Origin of the sequence: Agrobacterium salinitolerans (genome assembly GCF_027498475.1) — a bacterium.
In the GTDB taxonomy this organism is placed as follows: Bacteria; Pseudomonadota; Alphaproteobacteria; order Rhizobiales; family Rhizobiaceae; genus Agrobacterium; species Agrobacterium salinitolerans.
Window position 1 is genome coordinate 30,784 of record NZ_JAPZLN010000008.1, and the last position, 17,876, is coordinate 48,659.

At 59.3% G+C, this 17,876-nt stretch carries 15 protein-coding genes; 8 read left to right on the forward strand and 7 right to left on the reverse strand.

Annotated features, from left to right (window positions below; genetic code table 11):
* Positions 1–14: 14 nt before the first annotated feature.
* The 4 genes from O9X91_RS22050 to O9X91_RS22065 form a co-directional block, all read right to left on the reverse strand.
* On the reverse strand, positions 15–863 hold the full coding sequence (locus O9X91_RS22050; protein WP_065658869.1) for a carbohydrate ABC transporter permease: 849 nt from the start codon (positions 861–863) through the stop codon (positions 15–17).
* 13 nt (positions 864–876) lie between these two features.
* Positions 877–1,815: a carbohydrate ABC transporter permease gene (locus tag O9X91_RS22055; RefSeq protein WP_065658870.1), complete on the reverse strand. Its 939-nt coding sequence runs from the start codon at positions 1,813–1,815 to the stop codon at positions 877–879.
* Between the two features lie 62 nt (positions 1,816–1,877).
* Positions 1,878–2,936, reverse strand: a complete 1,059-nt coding sequence (locus O9X91_RS22060; RefSeq protein WP_142914059.1) for an ABC transporter ATP-binding protein — start codon at positions 2,934–2,936, stop codon at positions 1,878–1,880.
* A gap of 140 nt (positions 2,937–3,076) precedes the next feature.
* Positions 3,077–3,907, reverse strand: a complete 831-nt coding sequence (locus tag O9X91_RS22065; RefSeq protein WP_142914058.1) for an IclR family transcriptional regulator — start codon at positions 3,905–3,907, stop codon at positions 3,077–3,079.
* A gap of 230 nt (positions 3,908–4,137) precedes the next feature.
* Between O9X91_RS22065 and O9X91_RS22070 the strand changes: the two genes are divergently transcribed.
* The 4 genes from O9X91_RS22070 to rctB all read left to right on the forward strand — a co-directional run bounded on the left by O9X91_RS22070 (position 4,138) and on the right by rctB (position 7,346).
* Positions 4,138–5,190, forward strand: coding sequence for a Gfo/Idh/MocA family protein (locus O9X91_RS22070; RefSeq protein WP_142914057.1), 1,053 nt, complete (start codon positions 4,138–4,140; stop codon positions 5,188–5,190).
* A gap of 237 nt (positions 5,191–5,427) precedes the next feature.
* On the forward strand, positions 5,428–6,177 hold the full coding sequence (locus tag O9X91_RS22075) for a LuxR family transcriptional regulator (protein ID WP_142914056.1): 750 nt from the start codon (positions 5,428–5,430) through the stop codon (positions 6,175–6,177).
* A 66-nt stretch (positions 6,178–6,243) separates the two neighbouring features.
* Positions 6,244–6,909, forward strand: a complete 666-nt coding sequence (locus O9X91_RS22080) for an acyl-homoserine-lactone synthase (protein ID WP_142914055.1) — start codon at positions 6,244–6,246, stop codon at positions 6,907–6,909.
* 74 nt (positions 6,910–6,983) lie between these two features.
* Positions 6,984–7,346 carry an SMa0974 family conjugal transfer regulator gene (rctB, locus tag O9X91_RS22085; RefSeq protein ID WP_142914054.1) on the forward strand — a complete coding sequence of 121 codons (363 nt, stop codon included), beginning with the start codon at positions 6,984–6,986 and terminating at the stop codon, positions 7,344–7,346.
* A 32-nt stretch (positions 7,347–7,378) separates the two neighbouring features.
* Here rctB and O9X91_RS22090 read toward each other — a convergent pair whose 3' ends face one another.
* From O9X91_RS22090 to traA, 3 genes are read right to left on the reverse strand one after another with little or no spacing between them, the layout of a single operon-like run.
* Positions 7,379–9,847, reverse strand: coding sequence for a zeta toxin family protein (locus O9X91_RS22090; RefSeq protein WP_142914053.1), 2,469 nt, complete (start codon positions 9,845–9,847; stop codon positions 7,379–7,381).
* A 2-nt stretch (positions 9,848–9,849) separates the two neighbouring features.
* Complete coding sequence (locus O9X91_RS22095) at positions 9,850–10,119, reverse strand: hypothetical protein (RefSeq protein ID WP_142914052.1); 270 nt, start codon at positions 10,117–10,119, stop codon at positions 9,850–9,852.
* Between the two features lie 29 nt (positions 10,120–10,148).
* Entirely contained in the window at positions 10,149–14,786 is a 4,638-nt protein-coding gene (traA, locus tag O9X91_RS22100) for a Ti-type conjugative transfer relaxase TraA (protein WP_142914051.1), read from the reverse strand.
* Positions 14,787–15,008: 222 nt separating this feature from the next.
* Here traA and O9X91_RS22105 point away from each other — a divergent pair, with 222 nt between their 5' ends.
* The 4 genes from O9X91_RS22105 to O9X91_RS22120 all read left to right on the forward strand — a co-directional run bounded on the left by O9X91_RS22105 (position 15,009) and on the right by O9X91_RS22120 (position 17,872).
* Entirely contained in the window at positions 15,009–15,296 is a 288-nt protein-coding gene (locus tag O9X91_RS22105; protein ID WP_142914050.1) for a TraC family protein, read from the forward strand.
* Complete coding sequence (locus tag O9X91_RS22110) at positions 15,286–15,525, forward strand: conjugal transfer protein TraD (RefSeq protein ID WP_142914049.1); 240 nt, start codon at positions 15,286–15,288, stop codon at positions 15,523–15,525. Before O9X91_RS22105 ends, O9X91_RS22110 begins: the two co-directional genes overlap by 11 nt.
* Entirely contained in the window at positions 15,516–17,435 is a 1,920-nt protein-coding gene (gene traG / locus O9X91_RS22115; RefSeq protein WP_142914048.1) for a Ti-type conjugative transfer system protein TraG, read from the forward strand. The genes O9X91_RS22110 and traG overlap by 10 nt, the downstream gene beginning before the upstream one ends.
* Before the next feature lie 194 nt (positions 17,436–17,629).
* Entirely contained in the window at positions 17,630–17,872 is a 243-nt protein-coding gene (locus tag O9X91_RS22120) for a hypothetical protein (protein ID WP_142914047.1), read from the forward strand.
* Positions 17,873–17,876 lie beyond the last annotated feature (4 nt).

Genomic DNA, 17,876 nt, shown 5'->3' on the forward strand with positions numbered 1-17,876 from the left:
TGATGGATTTTTGGTCAGCCTTTGACAGCGCCAGCGGTGAGGCCGGAGATAAACCACTTCTGCATAAAGCCGAACATGATGATGACTGGCATGGATGCGATCATCACAAAGGCCATCATGTAGGACCAGGAGATGCCGATCGCATCAAAGACCTGATTAACAAGAGCGACCTGAAGCGTTCGTTTGGCCACATCAGGCGCAAAGACCGCAACTGTGATGTAATCGTTCCAGGTGGTGACAATTCCGATTGTCGCGACGGCGGCAATGCCTGGTCGTATCAACGGAAGGATGAGGTTCCAGATGATATCGAACCGGTTGGCTCCATCCATGATAGCCGATTCTTCGATCTCGACCGGAACAGCCTCGACGAAATTGGCAATGAACCACACCGTCTGCGGGATGATCCTCGCGGAGAGAATAATTGTCACGACGATTCCGCTATTGAGGAGACCGACCGAGTCGAGAAGATAATAGGTCGGAACCAGCAAGGCGACGCCCGGCACCATTGAGGTTGCAAGAATGACGAGCATCAGCGCTCGTTTTCCGGCGAAATTGAAACGCGCGGCAGCGTAGCCGGCGGGTATTCCGACAAGAAGGGCGATGACGACGGCGCCAACCGCATACGCGACAGAATTCCATAGATCCTGGAGAAATGACTGATCCTGGAAGACCTTGATGTAGTTCTCGAGCGTCGCCGAATTTGGCAACAGCGTCGGCGGAACGGCCACGGCCTCGACTTCCGTCTTGAATGATGTTGCCAAGGCCCACAAAATCGGGCCAAGAACGATGAGTGCAATGAACAGGGATCCTATTATCGCGGCAACCCGTCCGGCTGGACGATCTGAGGTTAGAGCGGTACTCATACTTCGGGATCTCCTATCCGGTGACACGGCCAGTGAGGCGTGTGTAAAGCGCACCCAGCGCTACATTTAAGAAAAGAACGACAATCGAAACGACAGCTGTCGGGCCAATGTTCACAGCCTGGATCGTGCCACGGAACGCCTCGAAACTCAGCGTGGTGGTCGATCCCAGAGGGCCGCCGCCCGTCATCACGATAATCAACGTCATAAGGGTGAGGTAGATGATCGAAAGGGTCAGCGCCGCACTACCAAGGGTCGGCATGATATGTGTCAGCGTGACATAACGGAATTTGACCAATGCACCGCCACCATCAATTTCCACGGCCTCGTACAGTTCCTTGGGGATCGACTGCATCGCGGCTGTGGCCATGACCATGACATAGGGAAATGACCACCAGGCCGTGACAAGTGTAATCAGCGGCAATGCCAGCCCCGGGTCGCCCAGCATGAGGCCGGGATCGAATCCCGTTGCTTGGATGAGGTAGGGAATAGGGCCGAAAGATGGGTTGAGAAGCCATAGCCAGATGCTCCCCACCACCGACATGGAAAGTGTCCATGGGAACAGAATGAAGACACGCAGGGCCGAACCGGTAACGCCGGCATTGTTGAGTAAAAGGGCCGCTGCCATGCCGAGGATCACGGCGCCTGCAAGTGAGCCGAAAACGTAGATCAGCGAGATCAGCGTTGTGTCCCAGAATTCGGGCGACGTCAGCACCTCCTGGTAATTTGCCAGTCCGACAAAGCCTGCCAACTCGTAGTACTTCGTTTTTTGAAAGCTCAGCCAAGCAACGAAGGCCGTCGGATAGAGGGTAACGAGAAAAAGGATCAGAACGGCGGGCGCAAACCAGAGATATGGCGCCCACGTCAAGCGCGCCTCTTCGTTGGCCTCGGGTTCCTGGCTCGTGATCTTTGCTGCAACCGGGTTGGCAGCGGCTTGAATGGGTGGTGTCGACATTTTCTTCCGTTCCTAGCGACGATGTGCGGATACGTCCTGCTCCAGCTGTCGTTATCAGTTGGTCAGGAAATGCGTTTCCCGTCGCTTTCCCTAAAAAGATGGATGCGGGAGAGTTCCGGAATCACCCGGATGGTTTCACCCGCCTTCGGAAGAGTTCGATCCCGGAAAATGCACACGATGCTCTGGGAGCCGTGGCGGGCGATAATCTGCGTTTCCGAGCCTGTCGGCTCCACAACGGCGACCGTGACGGCCAAGCCATCACTGTCGCTCAAGGTGAGATGTTCCGGTCGCACGCCGTATATGACGCTCTCTTCGGGCGATTGGTCGAAGCCATCGGGCAGAGGCAGCGAAGACCCGTCTTCCAGGACGAAGCGACTTTGCTCGACCCGGCCTTTGAGGAAGTTCATCGCGGGCGAACCGATAAAGCCGGCAACGAACATGTTGTCGGGCTTGTCATAGAGATCAAGAGGCGCGCCGACCTGTTCGACGTATCCGTCATGCATGACAACGATCTTGTCGGCCATCGTCATCGCTTCCACCTGATCGTGCGTCACATAGACGGTCGTGGTCTTCAGACGCTGATGGAGTTCCTTGATCTCTGCACGCATCTGAACCCGAAGCTTGGCATCCAGGTTTGAAAGCGGTTCATCGAAGAGGAAAACCTGCGGGTTTCTGACAATTGCACGGCCCATGGCCACACGCTGCCGCTGACCGCCCGAAAGTTCGCGAGGATATCGGTCGAGAAGTTTGGTAAGGCTGAGAATTTCTGCAGCGCGCTTGACGCGCGTTTCACGCTCTTCTTTGGAGGCCTTCTTTAGCTTCAGGGAAAAGCCCATGTTTTCAGCGACGCTCATATGAGGATAGAGCGCGTAGTTCTGAAAAACCATGGCTATGTCGCGCTCTTTCGGCGGAATATTGTTGACCGTGCGTCCACCAATCTGAATCTCGCCGCCGGTAATACCCTCCAGTCCAGCTATCATGCGCAGAAGGGTCGATTTTCCGCAGCCCGACGGCCCTACTAGTGTGACGAATTCACCTTCGTCGATGTTGACGGAGACGCCGTGAAGCACCTTTACCGCGCCATACGCCTTGCGCACTGATTTAAGCTCAACATTTGCCACTCGAACCTCCCATGGCCGTAAAGACGGCCCCTCCTGGACCGCGATTGCTAGTCGCTCTTATCGGAACGTTATTCCATTAACGTTTGCGGGTGTCAAGCTGCGCCTTCGCCGTTAGAGAAACTCGAAGTTACGTTGTTGGCTTAAACGGTTTTTTTCATACCTTTTGCCACGGTAGCTATCGGTGCCTGATGACCAGGAAGTGTCACCCGATAAGGCCACAGTTCGGAAAGCTCCTGCGCCGCTGCCTTTACCTGCTCTGCGACTTCTGGGACCACGACCGGCGAAAACCGGTGAATTGGACCAGCAACACTGACGGTACCGACAACCTGCCCGCTGACCTTTATAACAGCCGCAATAGCGGCAACGCCTGGCTCGGCTTCCTCAATGGCACTTGCCCAGCCCTGTTCTTGCGTTTCATCAAGGGCTGCCGAGAATGTCTGCTTGGTCGTGATGGCCCGGGGGCCTCCGATGTCTGTACGCCCGAGACCGCTGGCCACAGCGCGAGCCAAAGCCTCGTCACGGTCAAGTGTCGCCAGCCACGCCTTGCCGTTTGCTGTCGTGTGAAGCGGCACCTTTGCCACCAGTTCAGGCTGATATATCAAACCTGAGCGAACCCCTTGCGAATGGGCAATCCACGTTAGGCCGTCCGGATCAATAATAGCAATTCTGCCTAGGCCCTTCGTCGTGTCTGCCAAGCGATCAAGGATTGGCTGACAGATATCGGGGATCTTTGTGCCTGCAAGGAGACGTTGGCCAACAACCGCCAGTCTCAGTGACAGGCGATAGTAACCACTATCAGGAACCTGTTCAGCCCAACCCAGCTCGCACAAATTTGTAAGCAGGCGATGAGCCGCGCTTTTTGGAACGTCTAATCGCCGACTGATCTCCCCAAGCGACAACCCGCTGGCGTTTTCACTGAGAAGTGTGATGAGATCAAAGCAGCGGTCGATGAGGGATTTGACAAGTCGCATGATACCACGATAGTTGTTTGCCGGAATACAATTCTATTAACACATCAGCGGTGCGGCCGCAACTTTTCAGTCCCCGCGGTCTGTGGATCTGACCAGCCGGCTAGGGACGTGAATACTGCCCACGCACTTCTTAAATTGTTACGAAGTGCAAAGCGCAACGATCTTTAGCGGGCACCGCATCAACGGCTGAGAAATGATTCTGGTTAACGAATCAAACTGCGGAGGAAAGTATGAGAATTGCGATATTCGACGTCAGCCATTGGCACTTTCCTTTATATTTGTCCGCGCTGCAGGATTCGGGAATAGAGGTGATTGGTATATCCGACACCGCATCGTATGCAGGACAAAAATTCTCCAGTCAGCTGAACACGAAGTTATTTGCGTCGAACGAAGATCTTCTCAAAGAGGATTTCGACTTTGCTTTGGTCTTTAGCCGACACTCAGATATGGCGGAGTTGGCCGAGCGATTGATCTTGCGCAGCATACCGTTCCTTATTGAAAAGCCGTGCGGTGTTAATCTTCAGGAAGTCAGCCGAATACGCCATCTATCGGAAGAGCGTGGCGTCTATGTCAGTGTCCCGTTCATCCTGCGAGTGAGCGACCTCGCGAGCCGCCTGTCAGTGTCAGAAGGTTTTTCCCACGACGATTATCAGCATCTCTCATTTCGATTCATTGTTGGGCCTGTCGCTCGATATGAGCGGGGAGGGTGCAGTTGGATGCTCGACAAACAGTTTGCCGGTGGTGGATCCACGCTGAATGTTGGGGTTCACTTCATCGACCTGATTTCATCATTGACAAACAGCCCCATCACACAGGTTTCTGCTCAAATGCAGACCTATCGACCTGATGTGACGGTTGAGGAGCAGGCGATTTTCACATGCCGCACCGCCGCGGGTCAGATCGGCGTAATTGAGACGGGGTATCTATATCCATCGACGGCAGAGGATCAGCGCGACTTCTCGTTTTCAATCTCGCACGGAAATTCGTATGTCCGAGGATTTTCGGACCAGTTCTACAGGAAATCGCGCGATCAGCAGCAGGGGCGCTCCGAAACGGTGGAATACAATACGGACGCCTACTACTCGACCTTTCTAAGGCAATGCTGGGCAGATCTTCGGGCCGGTCGACCTCCCATCGCAGCTTTGCGAGATGCCGAGCATGCATTCGCGGTTGTTGAGGCGGGATACCGCTCGGCGGCGAATGGCGGCACTCCTGAGGAAGTGCAGAGCACCAGAAAAATTGATAGCGGCGTGCTCATGCGTGGTCTTGGACCCGTTCTGTGACCCGATCAACATGGAACCTGCGGAGTTAATCCTTCGGTTTCTCCGCCTGATCAAATTGCAACTGGACCACCAAAAGTTCCATAAGATAGATTATGCGATATGTTATACAATAACATGACACTATCCATCTCCGTCCCACGGCATCTCTGTCGATGGGAGGTTCGGCGGCCACCCTCCATGTGAGCGATTGGACCAGGAGGCGCGCCGAACACCTGCCTTCCCCTGAAGGAGTTTAAAATGGATTCGGACCCTCAATCAGCGCCTTTCCAAATCGCGTTTCGCGAGATCAACGCAGCGCCGGATGTCGAGAGCGCTCTCCACGCCCTCAGTGACGCCTATAGAATCGACTTTTCCACCTATCATCTAGCCCAGGCAATCGCCGATGTCGTTGACACACCCTTTGTAAGGACCACGTATCCCACTCTCTGGGTTTCACGCTATCTTCTCAGAGGATACGCCAAAGTCGATCCCATCCTCCGGGACGGCGTCATGCGGCAAATGCCTTTTGACTGGCGCGAGGTCGAAATCCCGGCAACAGCCCACGAATTTCTAGCCGATGCTGCGGAACACGGCGTTGGTGCAAGCGGTTACTCCATTCCCATCGTCGACAAGTCGCGTCGCGCCCTGCTGTCTTTTAATTCTCACAAGCGGCCGGCGGAATGGAGCGCGAGCATTAGTCTGCATCGAAGCGAGTGGCTGGAACTCGCTTTCCTGATCCACAAGAAGGCTGTTTTCGAGCTGCACGGTAAGAATGATCCAGTTCCACGGCTCGGGCCACGCGAAAAAGAGTGCCTCCATTGGAGCGCGCTCGGCAAGACCAACGAGCAGATCGCCGAAATCCTGGGACTGTCCGAACATACCACACAACGATACCTGACGACCGCCCGGACCAAGCTAGGGGCCGCATCGACCACCTCTGCGACTGCTCTTGCGATTCAGCTTCGCCTAATAAACCCGTATGGCAATACTCAGGATTCGGGGAGCTGATTTTCGAGTATTTCTCGGGGACGCAAGGAGCCGCATGCTTGCTTCCGTCATCAGATGGAGGCCAACATGTATCTCCTTGTTCAAGCGCATGAATTTCACAAATATCGGAGCCTGCTCGACCAGTCGTTCCGGCTGAGGAAAAAAGTTTTCGTCGACCAACTCGGCTGGGCTGTCCCCGTGTCCGGTCCACGCGAGCGCGACCGATACGACGATCTTCATCCCGCGTATCTGCTCTGGTGCGACGAAGAACGGGAACGGCTATACGGTTCGGTCCGGCTGATGCCAACGACGGGTCCGACGCTGCTCTACGACGTTTTCCGCGATACATTCCCCGACGCCTGCGATCTCATCGCGCCCGGGATATGGGAAGGCACGCGGATGTGCATCGATGATGGGGCTGTCGGGCACGCGTTTCCCGACATGCGGCCGGAACGAGCCTTTTCGCTGCTGTTGCTCGCCCTCTGCGAAGTCGCTCTGGACAATGGTATCGATATGTTGATCTCTAACTACGAACCGCACATGAAGCGGATCTATCAGCGGGCAGGCGCCGAATTCGACGAACTCGGCCGCGCCGAAGGGTTTGGCAGATTTCCGGTATGCTGCGGCGCCTTCGAGGTGTCACCGCGCGTTCTCGAGCAGATGCGCAGCAAGATCCATGTCGTCGAACCGCTCTACAGACGCCCGCGCTTCACGAGAACTGAAGCCGGAATGTTCGCAGCGATATTGGCGTGAACTGAAGCGTTTTCCACCACGGTGGGTTGCCGACGCACAGCAGGCCGGGCCGTTGGGGCTAAATTGGAGATCAAATGTACAAACATATTGCCGAGGCCTTCGTCGCTGTCGCGCATGCACAATGCGTAGCCGAAAAGGTTTGCGCGAGGGTCCAGGATTTCTGCCGGTCCATCGTGTCCGCAGGTCCCGACAGGTTGCTGGACTTCGGTGACGGACGGGTGATCATCCGGCCGGTGGACAAAGGTCTGTTCCTTCATGTTTCAGCCAGGCATCTCGTCATTTTCTATGGAATTCGGACGCTGCTTGAAGGCAGCCTTCTAAAATACCTGCCGTGCAGCGAGCAAGCAATCGAATGGCTCCCTGCGGACAGAGCGCCGTTTCGGGCAATCTGCCGGCAGGTGGCCGACGACGGAGCCGGTAGCGCGAAATGCCTATAGGCCAACAGGGCCTATGGGTGAGTGCCCAAGCGCTAACGTTGGATATCGAGCTGATTTGTGCGGGAAAGGTCGTGGTTTTGCCGCATCGCCCTTTCCTGCACCACCCTCGCGCGCTCGTAGACACCACGCAACGCTGTTGCCTGCTCCGGCGATATCCCTAGGAACGAAGCCAATCTGGCTGTGTTGCCATCCTTCAGGTCGATCTTTTCCACAGGTGAGAGCCGTTTAGTGATTGCTAGCGTCAAAGATTCGAGCTCACGGCGCAGCGGAGGGTCGCTGGCCAATCGGCGACGCTGCTCCTGGCTGTCGGCCCGCAAGACCTCGGAGAGGCCCGACGACGGACGCGGGATCTCCACACGCTGCCTCGCCTGCTCCTCGCGATGTTGTGTGACGATCTGGTACCGCTCGAAATCCACCGCCAGGCCATAGTCGGCAAGGGCCGTCGCAAGCCGCGGCGCATTGGCTTCTGCCGTTTGCCGCTCAGGGCTCGGCCCGCGCAACCATGTTCGCCCCTGCCCGGCCAGGTCGCCAAGGCGGCCGGTACGAACATCGTCAGCAGCCGTTGCACCACTGCGCGCATCGGTGATGCTGTCGAGGGATGCCGAGACAGTTTGACTGTTGCCATATACCAGCCGTGACAGGTTCTCGATCTCGGAGCGTTTGCCAGCCAACCGCGAGGCACCATACAGGCGGTCGCTGATCTCAGGCTCGGTGAGATCAGGCAGGTTTCGCGCCGGTACCAGTGGATCGGACGGCCCTTTGCTCCGATCCGGCGAGCGTCTCGTACCAAGATTGCGCTCGTTGTCGCCAATCCCGCGAATGAACTCTTCGGCTGCTCTGCGATGCTCCGGATCAAGGTGCCGATGACGCGCCGTCTCGACCAGCACCGCGTCCATCATGGCTTTTGCCCGAGCGCGATTTTCGAGATCGGCGGTGCGCAGTCGAAGATCGTCCCGCATTGCGCGAAACGGCTCTCCGCTCGTATCCACGATCGCAGTGGCAATAGCAGCCCGCTCGGCGATTGCCATATTCCGATCCAGGCGATGACGCGCATGCACGATCGCCGCGGCATAACCCGGCTCGACCATCTCAGCCATCGCACTATCGGCCGACTGACTACCCGTGGCGACGGCGTTGGCGGCACGTGCAAGGGTTTTTCTCATCCCACCGGCTTCGAGCCACGAGTCCACGACATTGGCCATGCGTGACAATCGGTCGGTCCGGCTGAATACGTCACGATCGACCACAACACGGTTCAGTGCGACTTCAAGATAGTCCGTGAGCCGCCGGCGCGATCCGTCCGGCGTTTCTACGGCGAGATCCGCCGGCAAGCGGTGCGCCGACGGGAACTCTTGCGATCCACGCTTGTCCTGAACCATGGCGCGCGTCCCAACGATCTTGCCGTCTTCCGGCAAGAGGCCGAGATCCCGAGCCGCCTCGATCAGCTTGAGAGCCATATAGGTCTGGGTCAGGCGGCCGAAGGCGTGGGCCTCGATATTGCCGACCGGCCGGCGCTCTGCATCGCGGATGGTATTGTCGTAGAGTTCGACGAACAGGTTAAGCGTATCGGCCTGTCGCTGGAAAATCGCCCTCCCTCGGCGCGAATGCTCCTCACCATCGGCTTCACGCCGTTGGGCGAGCAGGAAGCTTACATCCTCGGCGGCGCGCCTCCTCACTGCGCCAATGCGTTCATCCGGAGCGTTGCGTTCTTCCATCCGGCTGAGAACATAGCTCCAGTCGTCGGCAAAGCGCTGCAGCTCGCCACGGGTCATCGGCCGGGTGTGCTCCGCCTCCAGCGCCTGCCGCGCGCGGGGAGGTTCTTGCCACTCGCCATTGCGGGTCTCATTGTCATAGAGCACCGTGCCGCCACGTGTGCGCAATTGTACCCGGTCCGCCAGCCGTTCGGCCTCGACCTTTTCCAGGCTGACCCGCAAGCCATCGACCGCGGCATCGTGGATATGCTCTGGCGGAATGCGCGCGGCATCGCCAAGCCGCAGCATCTCCTCGAAGCGATAGTGGTTGCCCTGCCAGCTCAGGCGCGGATTGACAGCGACGGCGCGGGCCTCGACCTCGTATCCGGCCCTACGCGCCATCCCGATCACACGGGCGACATTTTCCGGGGTACGCATCGTTGTCTCGAAGACGATGTTGACCTGACGCTCGGCCGCGGCGATCAGCAGCTTTTCCGACCAGCGGCCGGCATCCGCTTGCGTGAACTGCGAGGCGGTTTCCGGGTCCTGACGCTGAAAGGCGAGGAATTGCGGATGATAGGATCTGAGATCATCACCGACAATGCGGACGGTCGACCCGGATTGTTCGAACTCGGCATGGCTCGCGATCAGAACCGCCGTCTTGCCCGCGCCCGGCTGACCGCCGAGCAGGATAAGCCGTGGCCGGCCAACTGCGCGCATCGCATCCGGCAGACAATCCGGAACAATGTCGTTGCGGAAAATGCTTTCATTCCTCTCGGGCGAAAGCGGCCCGGAAACCTCCTCCGCCATGATCAGAACTCCGCCCAGAAGCGGGTCTCGTCCTGCACGCGCGGTCCCCACACGGTGATGAGGTCCTCAACCGTGGCGGGGTCCGCGACGCGGATACTCTGTTGCAATTCGATGAGATCGCGCCGGCGCCGGCGCAGCGTCTCGGCCGCAGCGGGATCCGTGTCCTCAAGCTGATAGACGCGGGCGGTGACGATGGCGCGCGACTGGTTGAGGATCTCGATCGCAATTTCCGCACGGATGATCGCGTCGTAAGAGGTTTCCTGGTCTGCCATGTTGGACTTCCTTTCGTTCTCCAAAATGCCTATCGGGTGACGCCACGCGCGCGATCGATAGCCCGCCGCTGGCGTTCAGCAATAATCTCCTGGCTGCTTTCTGTTCGTACCGCCTGCTGCAGAACCTGCAGGCGCTCCCGCATCGCGTCGAAGGCACGGCGTTGTGCGGGTGGAACACGATTGGCGGCATCCTTCTCGCCACGCAGGATGGCGTTCCTGCCGAAACGCTCGTCGAGCGCCCGGCTGACAGCGGCGAACTCCCTGATGATGCGCGGGTCGAGCGAACCCGCGGCGATATCGCGCCTGGCGTTCTTGTCCTTGTCCTTCTTTTGCTTTCTTGCATCCGCCACCAATGTCCGGAGCGCGTCCTCGGCCGCTTGCGACAGACCGGGAATGGCGACCGCCATGCGCCGGCGCTCCTCGATGACGGCTCGAGTCTCCGTATCCAAGGCAGCGGCCCACGACGTACCGAGCGAACGCACGCGGCTTGCCGCTTCCGGCACAGCCTGGAGGGCTTCCTTCCGTTCGCGACCGGCGGCGAGCATCCTGTCCATGATGCGGTCGGAGCCACGCAACGCACCATAGGCAGAAGGATCATTGCTGACCGCCGCTGCGATCCGCTCACCGGCAAAGCCTTTTCCGACAAGCTCCTCGATCTTTCCCACTGCACCCGCGGGGTCGCGCCAGATGAGCGCCGCGGTCTCGGTGAGGGCGGCGCGATGGTGACGATAGTGCGCGACTGCGCCGGCACGGTTGCGCGCTTCGTCTTCCACCGGCGCCTTGAACTCGGTTACGGCGGCGAGCATCGGCAGCATGGGCACAGTCTCCTTGCCAACTTCGACACTTGCGCCGGCAACGATCTTCGAACGGTCCTGTTTTTCGGCCAAATGCTGTTCCTCGGAAAAACGCCTGACGACGGCGAACAGGCGGAGGAGTTTTTCCCGGCGCTCGGGTGCGATATCCTCCGGCATGCGCTCGGTCATGTTGCGCTCGGCAACCGCATCGGCCTTCGTGGTGAAGGCGCTCCAGCCGAAGCGTGCGGTCAGGGCCTCGTTGACGGCCTTGATCTCCTGGACCAGTTGGTGGTCTTCGACGGCGTAGGCGAAAGCAGTCTTGTAGGCATCGCCTCCGCCCCGTTCTCTGATCTTCTCGATTTCAACGAGGCGCGCCATTGCCGGCTTCGACAGCATCGGGATCGACAGGGACATATGCGCGCGCCGCTGCTCCTCGCGAATACCGAAGCGCTCGGCCTGCCTACGGAATTCCGTCGCATGGGCCCGAGCCAACGGCACCAATTCCAAAAGTGCAGCCGTGGCGGCATTGCGCTCGTCGCGGGCGGCGCGGCCATCGACCATAAGATCGGAGCCGCGAATGCGGCCAAGCCTATCAGGTGCTGCAGCGAGATTGTCAGCAAGCGCGCGCGGCTCGGTCTTTCCGTTCGATGCCAGCGCGTTCAGACGGAGAAGTGCCTCTTCGGGATCGCGGTAGATCTTTTCGAGCACTGGTCGCAGGATCGCATCCCGCTCCCTCCATCGCTGCGAAGCGAGTTGCGCTCGTCGCGCATCCTCATCGACGCTGAGGGCAAACCTGGTAGTGGGTGGGATCAGATATTTGCCGATTACCCGAATCTCCGCTGCCAGGGTTTCGGTGCGGTCCTCACTGCACGAGAGACGCCGCTCCCGCTCGATCACGAAACCGAGCGCCACGCTCGCCCGCTCCCAAAGCTTCACCACCCGCGCCCGCTTTTCCGCAATCCACGCCAGCCGCCCCGAAACGCCCTCCTCCATCCCGGCCGCGATCCCGGCGAGCGTATCGATGCTGCGCCGCCGTGCGAAATCCTCAGCATACGCGCGATAACCTTCCTCGCTTTCGAAATCGAGCGTTGTGGTCTTGGCGCCGGACCGGCCGAGACGGTCGACAAGCTGATTGAACAGTTCCGGCCGGTGGCTCTCCCGCTCGATGCGCTGCTCGCGGGCTTCGGCGGTTTCCTTCAGTTCCGCGGTCCAGATGTTTCGCTCGACCTCCCGCTCCTCGGTTCGCGTCTTTCCAGTCTGCTCATCGATGACGGTGACCTCTACCTTGACCTTTTCGACGCCATCCTTGCGCAGCGTGACGGTATCGCCTTCAGCGACACCGCCCTCCTCCAGCGCCTTCGGCAGGCTGACACCCCAGAGGCGATGGACAACACCGTCGTCGGTTTTCACATCGGCATAAGGGCTTTCCTTGGCATCCTCGTCCTGCGGTCGGAACTTCGCCTGGCCGGTTTCGACCAGTTCGCCGGTGACGCCGGCGGCATGATCGGCACGCGGCTTTCGTCCCCATTCCAGCCTCGGTTCAAAATCCTCGCGCGCCGCATAGAGATCGGCGCGGTCCCGGTGACGCGTCATCGACACATAGGTCAGATGCTGGTCCATCATGCCAGTAGCAAGCACGAAGGTCCGATCGACGGTCGCGCCCTGGGATTTGTGAATGGTCGCGGCATAGCCGTGATCGATATTGCGATAGCTGTCCTCGCTGATCACCACATCACGGCCATTGTCGAGACGAACGCTTAGCAATGCCCCGCCACGTTTGTCGCCAGTCGAAACGACCGTGCCGAGCATGCCGTTCTTGACATATTCCGGACCGAGATGGCGCGCACGCGGCTCGAGGAAACGGGCGTTTTCTAAGAAGATGATCCGATCGCCGGCGGCAAATTCGCGAACCCCACGCGCCGTCTGGAATTCGCGGGCGCCGGTCAGCGCCCCCTCCTCCATCATCACCTTGCGTAGGGATTCATTGAGATGCTTCACGTCATCATTGGTGTGCGCCAGAACCAGCAGTTCGTCACCACGAAGCTGCGGTGCGTCTCCTCCCTCTGTGGTCTTCTGAAGAAGCTCGCGGCGAGCATCGGTCCAGTCCGCGACAATGCGTTCGACGATTTCTGTGCGGGTCTCGGTCTCCGCAATGCGGCCCTGCTGCGCATAGGCGTCGAGACCATCCCTGACATTGCCGCGCGCGAAGAGACGGGAGGCCTCGCGCGCCCACTCCTGCCGCTGGCGGCGCACACCGGCGAGTTCGGCAAAACCGATGCGGTCACTGATCGCCCGAAACGCCGCTCCCGCCTGGATCGGCTGCAACTGCATGGCGTCGCCGACCAGAACGACCTTGGCGCCAGCATCTTCGGCAACCTTCAGCACCCGCCCCATCTGTTGCGAAGAGATCATTCCGGCTTCGTCGATCACAAGCACGTTGCCGCGTTCGAGCAGGTCCCGGCCGCTGGCCCATGCCAGTTCAAGCGCCGCAAGCGTTCGGGACTTGATACCGGAACTGTCCTCCAGCCCTTCGGCCGCCTTGCCCGCAAGCGCCGCACCGACGACCCAGCGACCGTCGCCTTCCCAGGCGACGCGCGCTGCGGCAAGCAGTGTCGACTTGCCTGCGCCGGCCAGGCCGACAACCGCGGCAATGCCATTGTCGCCGGTGATATGCCTGATAGCATCGACCTGCTCTGGATCGAGCTGGAACGGCCGTTCAGCATCCTTGGTCTCAATGGTTCTTATCGCTTCGGCCACTCGTGCGGCGGAGACGGCGAATCCGTTGCGATCGGCAAGAGCGCGCGCGGACTGCGCCATGTCGTATTCGATGCGCAGAATCTCACGCGTGGTGAAAACGGCGGGTTCCGTTGCCTTGCCGGTTTCCGCATCGACCTGCTGCGGCTTCAGCAACACGAGATCGTTCGAAGCCATCAACCGCGCCCGGATATTGGCGAAATCGATGGGATCGTCGACATAACGGTGCAGCGCTCTGGCGATATCCTTCTCGTCGAAAGTAGAGCGCTCGTTGGCGAGCTGCTGCAACAGAAGCTCCGGTTCAGCCAGCAGCCGGTCGGCCATCTCCTGCCGGCGCGCAAGATCGCCGGGCGCGAAATACATCTCGATCCCCTTGCGGGCGAGCGCTGCCTTTTCCGGTCCGAGATGCTTTTGCGCGATGCCGTCGAGGCCCTGCTCGGCATAAGAACGCCCGTCGAGACGGATCTCGTGGCCGGCAAACGCCAGATGTCGGTTGGCCGTGTCCGCCCAGGCAATCTTCCATGCCTTCATGGTTTCCTTATCGCCGGCCCAGAGCTTGTAGACGATCTTGCCGTTCGGGCGGTAGGGCGTGACGACCCGCAGAGGCTCGCCATCCTCGCCGAGGATCGGCACCTTCTTCGGCCCGAATCCCTCTTCCGTCAAGGGTCTCAATGCCGTCATCAGATGGATATGCGGGTTGCCATCCTTGTCGTGGAACACCCAATCGGCGACCATGCCTTTCGATGTAAAATTGTCCGCCACGAACTCGCGGACCAGGCCGATGTTCTCGGCCCGCGTCAGTTCCTCCGGCAAGGCAATGATGAGTTCCCGGGCAAGCTGTGCGTCGGCTCGCGTTTCGAAGGCATCGACGGCATTCCACAGCGCCTCGCTGGCGCCAGCCACGGATTTCCCGTCGATCGCGTTCTTCAGCCAGGTCGGGATCTGGTCCGGCAGCGCCAGCTCTTCATGCACCAGTTCGGCTGCCCCGCCCCTGTAGCTGAACGACGTGCCGACCTGTTCGTCCATCATCCGGGCACGATGACGATAGGCGGCGGCCGAGACGATGCTGCGTCCCGCTCCCCTTCCGATCACCTGCGCTCTGACGAACATGATCGCCATCGTCGTCTCCAGACCTTCCAAGCACGTCGCGCGAGCGACGTATATTGCGCCCTCAAACCGATCGGACCGCAGGTCCGATGCCGCTTTTCCGGAAGACGGCCCAGGCCGGAATTCCGGCATCGACGTTTTGGGGACTTGCGCAAGGTAGCTTATTTTACTATCGTATTCTAGTTAGTATAATCGATAAATCGAAAGATTGTCGCGACGGAAAGGGATAGGTAGATGGCCGCAAAAACATCCATTCTGGATATTGATTCCCAGATCGAGAAGCTGCGTGAGCGCAGGCGTTCTCTGATAGTTAAATCCGCTGAGCGCTTCGCCAGGGCCGCCACGAAGTCGGGGCTGGCGGAGATGGAGATTACCGACGAGGAGGTCGATCGCATTTTTGAGGAGATCGCCGCGCGATTTCGGAAAGCGGAAAAGAAAGGCTCTGGTGGCGCAACTGCTCCGGCGCGTCGACCGGCAGATAGTGGGGCTGGAACGCCGGAGGCGGTTTCAAATGACGGCTGACCGCAAACAGGAGGCCCGCGAAAAATTCCTGCTTGGCGGCATTGTCGTCAAGGCGGGCCTGTCGAAAGCCGACCGGGCGTTCCTGCTCGGTGGCCTGCTTGAGCTCGCGCGCGTGACAACGGGCTCTCCCGAACACCGGCGACTGCGCAATATCGGCGAAGAGGCGTTCACGGCCCCGGCACTCAAGGGAGAGATCACGCGCGCCGGGGAGATGCTGGAATGGCGTTGAAGGGAAAACTGCATCCGAGCCTGTTGCTCACGCTCGTGCCGATCGTCGTCACGGCGATTACCGGCTATATCGTTGGCTGGCGGTGGGCGGGATTGGCGACCGGCATGTCTGGGAAGACCGAATATTGGTTTCTGCGTGCCGCTCCGTTGTCGGCGCTTCTGTTTGGGCCGCTCGCCGGCCTGTTGACGGTATGGGCCTCGCCCATGCACCGCCGGCGACCGATCGCCATGGTGAGCCTCCTGTGCTTTCTCGGCGTCGTCGGCTTCTATGCCTTGCGGGAATACGGGCGTCTTGCGCCGTCCGTCGAGCGCGGTCTCGTCAGATGGGACCATGCGCTTTCCTATCTCGACATGGTTGCCGTGGTGGGAGCCCTTTGCGGCTTCATGGCGGTTGCGGCCTCGGCCCGCATCTCCACCGTCGTTCCCGAACAGGTCAAGCGCGCGCGGCGAGCGACCTTCGGCGATGCGGACTGGCTTTCGATGTCGGCCGCCGGAAAACTTTTTCCGTCGGACGGTGAGATCGTCGTCGGCGAGCGCTACCGTGTCGACAAGGAAATCGTCCATGAGCTGCCTTTCGATCCGAACGATCGCTCAACATGGGGACAAGGCGGCAAAGCCGCGCTCCTCACCTACAATCAAGATTTCGATTCCACCCATATGCTCTTCTTCGCCGGATCGGGCGGATACAAGACCACCAGCAATGTCGTGCCGACGGCGCTGCGCTATACCGGGCCGCTGATATGCCTCGATCCGTCGACCGAAGTTGCACCAATGGTCGTCGAACACCGCACCCACGCCCTCGGCCGTGAGGTCATGGTACTCGACCCGACGAATCCGATCATGGGCTTCAACGTGCTCGACGGCATCGAGACATCCAGACAAAAGGAAGAGGATATCGTCGGCGTCGCCCATATGCTGCTGTCGGAAAGCGTTCGCTTCGAAAGCTCGACCGGCTCCTACTTCCAGAGCCAGGCGCACAATCTGCTGACGGGATTGCTCGCCCACGTCATGCTGTCGCCGGAATACGCCGGAAGGCGAAACCTGCGCAGCCTGCGCCAGATCGTATCCGAGCCCGAGCCGTCGGTGCTCGCCATGCTGCGCGACATTCAGGAGAACTCCGGCTCGACCTTCATCCGCGAAACCTTGGGCGTGTTCACCAACATGACCGAGCAAACCTTCTCCGGCGTCTATTCGACCGCGTCGAAGGATACGCAATGGCTGTCGCTCGACAGCTATGCGGCGCTCGTCTGTGGTAACGCCTTCAAATCGAGCGATATCGTTGCCGGGAAGAAGGACGTGTTCCTGAATATCCCGGCGTCGATCCTTCGCTCCTATCCGGGCATCGGTCGTGTCATCATCGGCACGCTGATCAATGCGATGACGCAGGCTGATGGAGCCTTCAAGCGGCGGGCGCTGTTCATGCTCGATGAGGTGGACCTGCTCGGTTACATGCGCGTCTTGGAAGAGGCGCGCGATCGCGGCCGAAAGTATGGAATCTCGATGATGCTGATGTACCAGTCCGTCGGCCAGCTTGAGCGGCATTTCGGGAAGGATGGCGCGACGTCGTGGATCGATGGCTGCGCTTTCGCCTCCTATGCGGCGATCAAGGCGCTCGACACGGCGCGCAACGTCTCGGCGCAATGCGGCGAGATGACGGTTGAGGTAAAGGGAAGCTCGCGCAATATCGGCTGGGATACGAAAAACAGCGCGTCGCGCAAATCGGAGAACGTCAATTTCCAAAGGCGGCCGTTGATCATGCCGCATGAGATCACGCAGTCCATGCGCAAGGACGAGCAGATCATCATCGTGCAAGGGCACAGCCCGATCCGCTGTGGGCGCGCGATTTACTTCCGGCGCAAGGATATGGATGCAGCGGCAAGAGTAAATCGTTTCGTCAAACTGGGCCCGTAAATGCCCAGACCTGCTCGGCGGTGGACGCTCGGAGAGTTTCGGGACAGACTGTCTTATTTCCGTGAGTTCAGCCATTCGAAGGAACTGAGGAAGACATATTCCAGGGCGATACTGCTTGGCCGCGCGGTCGATGGTGGCATGCCATACCAACGGTGAGGCTTGCCTTTAAAGAATTTGAACAAGAAAGGATTTTGATGGAACTCGTCTTTACCTTTGCCGGTCTGCTGGCAATTGCGATCACGCTTTATCTGCTCCTGTCGCAGCGGGGAAAGCATCTTCGCTGGCAGGTGAAATGCCTGGTCTTCAGCGTGCTGGTTTGCTTGATTACCGCCCTTTGGTGCATGATCTACGGGCCGGATTTTTGGGTGCTGATTCAAGCCGGTGCGCTTATCGTCGTAGCGACAATCACTGGTATTTTATCCTCGCCGAAAAAGTGATCCA

Bases quoted from the DNA above. Each gene is read 5' to 3' on its own strand.
- O9X91_RS22055 (WP_065658870.1), bottom strand. From the start codon at position 1,815: ATGTCGACACCACCCATTCAAGCCGCTGCCAACCCGGTTGCAGCAAAG.
- O9X91_RS22080 (WP_142914055.1), top strand. From the start codon at position 6,244: ATGTATCTCCTTGTTCAAGCGCATGAATTTCACAAATATCGGAGCCTG.
- O9X91_RS22120 (WP_142914047.1), top strand. From the start codon at position 17,630: ATGGAACTCGTCTTTACCTTTGCCGGTCTGCTGGCAATTGCGATCACG.
- O9X91_RS22075 (WP_142914056.1), top strand. From the start codon at position 5,428: ATGGATTCGGACCCTCAATCAGCGCCTTTCCAAATCGCGTTTCGCGAG.
- traA (WP_142914051.1), bottom strand. From the start codon at position 14,786: ATGGCGATCATGTTCGTCAGAGCGCAGGTGATCGGAAGGGGAGCGGGA.
- rctB (WP_142914054.1), top strand. From the start codon at position 6,984: ATGTACAAACATATTGCCGAGGCCTTCGTCGCTGTCGCGCATGCACAA.
- O9X91_RS22050 (WP_065658869.1), bottom strand. From the start codon at position 863: ATGAGTACCGCTCTAACCTCAGATCGTCCAGCCGGACGGGTTGCCGCG.
- O9X91_RS22090 (WP_142914053.1), bottom strand. From the start codon at position 9,847: ATGGCGGAGGAGGTTTCCGGGCCGCTTTCGCCCGAGAGGAATGAAAGC.
- O9X91_RS22065 (WP_142914058.1), bottom strand. From the start codon at position 3,907: ATGCGACTTGTCAAATCCCTCATCGACCGCTGCTTTGATCTCATCACA.
- O9X91_RS22110 (WP_142914049.1), top strand. From the start codon at position 15,286: ATGACGGCTGACCGCAAACAGGAGGCCCGCGAAAAATTCCTGCTTGGC.
- O9X91_RS22095 (WP_142914052.1), bottom strand. From the start codon at position 10,119: ATGGCAGACCAGGAAACCTCTTACGACGCGATCATCCGTGCGGAAATT.
- O9X91_RS22105 (WP_142914050.1), top strand. From the start codon at position 15,009: ATGGCCGCAAAAACATCCATTCTGGATATTGATTCCCAGATCGAGAAG.
- O9X91_RS22070 (WP_142914057.1), top strand. From the start codon at position 4,138: ATGAGAATTGCGATATTCGACGTCAGCCATTGGCACTTTCCTTTATAT.
- traG (WP_142914048.1), top strand. From the start codon at position 15,516: ATGGCGTTGAAGGGAAAACTGCATCCGAGCCTGTTGCTCACGCTCGTG.